The sequence below is a fragment of the Mangrovibacterium sp. genome (assembly GCF_059905295.1).
Map to the genome: position 1 here is coordinate 1 of NZ_JBZQJF010000045.1, position 4,161 is coordinate 4,161.

General features: G+C 42.7%; 4 protein-coding genes. All 4 read right to left on the reverse strand.

Annotated features, from left to right (window positions below; genetic code table 11):
* The coding region (locus AC37HE_RS02700; RefSeq protein WP_500781238.1) for a hypothetical protein at positions 1–595 on the reverse strand (595 nt) is incomplete at its 3' end.
* 79 nt (positions 596–674) lie between these two features.
* Entirely contained in the window at positions 675–1,499 is an 825-nt protein-coding gene (locus tag AC37HE_RS02705) for a hypothetical protein (protein ID WP_500781239.1), read from the reverse strand.
* A 187-nt stretch (positions 1,500–1,686) separates the two neighbouring features.
* A complete protein-coding gene (locus AC37HE_RS02710) occupies positions 1,687–2,658 on the reverse strand; it encodes a hypothetical protein (protein ID WP_500781240.1) in 972 nt (323 codons plus the stop codon).
* Positions 2,655–4,161: alpha/beta hydrolase family protein (locus AC37HE_RS02715; protein ID WP_500781241.1), on the reverse strand; the 1,507-nt coding region annotated here is incomplete at its 5' end. The genes AC37HE_RS02710 and AC37HE_RS02715, both read right to left, overlap by 4 nt.

Sequence of the window (4,161 nt, forward strand, 5' to 3'; positions counted from 1 at the left end):
TATTAGGAAATGTGAGCGTTAAGGTACCTTCAAACTCAAGCCATGATTTAACCACACTATCCATTTTAAATATAAAATCCGTGTATTTCCCTTTCCCGTAAGGCGCCACCCAATCGAATTCCATCAGGTCAAAACCAACTTCCTTGCCGAGAACAGGGATTTTAACGGAACCGGATTTTTTCATATCCCTCGCATACATCGGCACGGGTTTTTCGATCTTTCGCATCTCGATCTCAACTGTCGGATTCCAGGGTTGAAACTTGCCATTAATCGGCCTTTTAAAGGTGTAGTCCAGATAGCTTTCATAGTAGCCATCTTTTTTCAGTCTTCCACCAACCTGAAACTGAAGCTCAGAACTTGCAGTAAAGAGACCGGCAGCATTAGTGAAACCACTAATATCTTTTACTTTCTCACTGCCGCCGACAAAGAAACCAAGCCCGACCGAAACTCCTTCAATGGGTTCGCCCGATTCACTTACAGCTTTAACGGTAATTTTGCCGACCGACATCGCAAGGGTTTCATAAACAAATTGCGTTTGAAGAATCAATCCAACTAACAGAAAAATATTCAGTTTCAAAATCAGTTTTTTCATCATTGATCAAGCGCTCCTTTAGCTACTAACTCATTTCGCTCGTCCCTTTCTACTTGCTACTGCCCCTTTCTCTTCATTCCCCTCAATTAAGCCCCACACGCTCCCGATCCGGCAAATCTTTGAAAATATTCCTATTCGGATCGAATTCCAGGTTTCGCGTGTAGTCGGGGTTGAGATAATAGGTGAAGATAATGGTTCTTTTACCAAATGAGATATCTTTCTGAATCTTTCCGTACATAGCACGTTTGAGCTTCCCATCCTCTTCTTCTGAGCGCACCCGGAAAATATAGTTGTTATCCTCTTTATAGTCCCGTTCATAAGGCTTGCCGGGCACACTTTTGACAAACTTTACCATCTTTTTCTGATACCCCTTTTCCGGTGCAAAACGTGGCAGTTTAAAACTGCTTCCATATCTCAAATCTTCCTTGATAAGCTGAATACCGTCAAACTTATGTGGAAAGGTAATGGTTAAAGTTTGTTCGTGTTCATCCAGTGATTTAAAAAAACCACCCAGTTTAAATATAAAATCCGAGTGTTTCCCCTTCCCGTAAGGCGATACCCAGTCAGCTTCCATCAGATCAAATCCAATCTCCTTCCCTTGTTCCGGAATATCAACGTTGATCCTCCTCGCATACATTGGCACAGGATTTTCGATCTTCCGCATCACAAGTGTTACTTCAGGGTTCCAGGGAAGCCAGCGGTCTGCTCCAAGCCCCCCTTTTGGCATTCTAAAACGATATTCACCCGTACTTGGATAATATCCCGCTTTATCTATTCCAAAATAAACAAAATCAATCAGGTTTTCTGATGTGGCTGTAAACTTTCCATCCAGGCCGGTAAGTCCTTTTTCAGAAACATACTTATCCCTTCCATGTCGGAAGGTAGCTTCCACTTGGATTCCTTCCATGGGCTTGCCGCTTTCGTCCACTACTCTAATGGTTATTCTGGCGGTCGGGTAGCTATACGCGCTGGAGTTGAAAAGAAAACCAATAACAAACACAATTAATAACGTCTTTAGTTTCATTCCTCATCCATCCCCCTCGTCCCTTGCTACTTGCCCCTTGTCCCTATCTCTCTTCTCTCTCTCCGCCCGGTTAATTTAAATCCACCCGCTCCCGATCCGGCAGGTCCCTGAAAAGATTCTGCTTCGGATCAAATTCAAGATTCCTCGTATAGTCGGGGTTAAGATAGTATTTGAAAGTAATCCTTGCTGTTTTTGATCTAAGCAAAGCTTGCTTAATGTCACCTTGTATCTTTCCATACATTGCTCTTACCAGTTTGCCATCTTCAACCTCTGATCGAATTCTAAAAATATAGTTATTATCTTCTTCAAAATTATCCTCGAAAAATTTGCCCGGTCTTCTCTTATAAAATTTAATCAATTCTTTTTGATAACCATCTTCAGGCGCAAACCTGGGCAATTTGAATTCACTGCCATATTTAAGGTTCTCTTTTATCACCTGAATCCCATCGAATTTGTTAGTAAACGTAATTATGAGCTTGCTGGAAAAATTCCTGTCATCCACATATTGTTTTTCCAATTTGAAAATAAAATCGGCTATTTTACCTTTACCGTACGGAGAAACCCAATCATATGCAATCAAGTCAAAGCCAATCTCTTTACCTGATTCAGGTATTTCTATTTTTGACTGTTTAGTATTTCTAGCATACATCGGCACCGGATTTTCAATCTTCCGTACGACCAGTTCAACCGTAGGATTCCAAGGCTGCCATTTGCCTGACTTTGATCTTCCGAAATTGAACCGACCACTGCTTTTATAATAACCTTGTTTCTCTACAACATAATTTACGTAATCCATAGATTCATGCTCTGCTACAAAAAACCCATTTGCATCACTGAACCCCTTTACTGCAACCCCCGAAATACCTCTATGCGCTTTAGCAGGAACAGGAAAGCCGACAAGTACTGGCATTCCTTCTATAGGGTTATCACTTTTATCTGTAATTTTTACAGTAATTTTCCCTGTCGGCAATGTGAATGCAAAAGCTTCTACACTTGGTAATAGATTAATTAACAATACTATAAGCAAAATTTTTATTTTCATTTGTCCAATGCTCCAATCTCTACAAATTGATTAAATAATTTATAAATATACAAATAAGAGACTTCTCTCACATCACTGTGGTACCAGTTAGAATCACCAATAGCCAACCTCTCACTCGGCCAGCCGTTCTGGAATTCAGGCGTCTGCATGTTAAAATTAAAATCTTCAAAACTGAAAATATAATTCGCCCCAGCAGGCAGCGTCCTCGCCGGTATCTCTTCTGCCAGCAGCCGGTTCCTGTTAATTACCGCGTTGTAATCGCCGCCTTCACCGAGAACGCTGTCGAACATACCATTCGTATCAAAAAAGGGATTTTCCTTTATCTGCTCATCTGTCAGTTGGTTCGCCTTATCCGCCGACCACGGATTGTAATCACCATTGACATTAGGCTCTACATATCCGTCTAATGGGTTCAAGTTAAAGCCCCAGCCACCATGCCTGCTACCCAAAGCGATATTTGTAAGCATTGCGCCCTTTAATTTTTCCTGTAAAGCCCAAGCATATCTGCCTGTCTGCTCAAAGAGGCCTAAGTCATCGGAAAGAAAAATTTTAAGGAAACCAGGAGCGCCAAAACCAAATTCCAAAATACTCGGCATTTTATCATAAGGATGCGTAGCCAATACCTCTTCGCCGTCTGAATAGAAATTGTAGTAATTAACATTAGGTCTATTGCCGAAACGGTTACGCCATGTCAATTTGCTGCGCCCGTCTGTAAACAGGTTGTACCATTCGGACGTCCAGAGCCGGGCTTGGTAACCTTCCCACAAGCGATTGTCCATATTTTTAGGTGAATGGTTATCTATCAGTTTTCCGCCAACCGGCTCCCCACCGTCATAGGCCTCCTTTGCAACAGCGGCATCTATCATAAAATAATTCTTGATTTTGGCAACGTTAGCATCGGGTGAGGCATTGTTGACATCCCAGACATTGCGCTTATCACTCAGCAGCTTTGAAGCCACCATATTTCCGAGGCTGTGCGCTGCGATTGAGATCTCTCCCTTAACATTAGCCTGGATGAATTGCTGCAACAAGTCTGCTGTATCAAGGGCATGCATAACATTAATGTGGTAGTTTAGTGTAGCCGGCCCAACTTTCGTGTGCCAGCCATACCACGACACGCCCCAGAATTTCGCTTTCGAGCCCGCCCAATACATCCGCTTGAACATCTCCGACTGCCAACCCCGAGCGCTCTGACCGTCAACATTGTAGCCATGGAGGAATATGAAATTCTTCCCGTTCGTTTCGCTGTCGGGATAATTAGCAGGCTCTCCGGTTCTGTTATCAGGTCCGACATTCTGATCCCAGCCATATGTGTTGTCGCGATCATCTTTCACATGCAGGTTACTTACAGACAGTGTGAAGTTCTTGTGCCGGAACATGTTTTCCACGCTATCGAGGCTCAAAGGAAGCTTACTTGAGAAAACAACGTTTCCACTGTTTTTTTCCAGAATATCCAAAACAAGTTCGGTTCGCAAAGGCAAGTCGGTTTCGTTTGAAACCCCA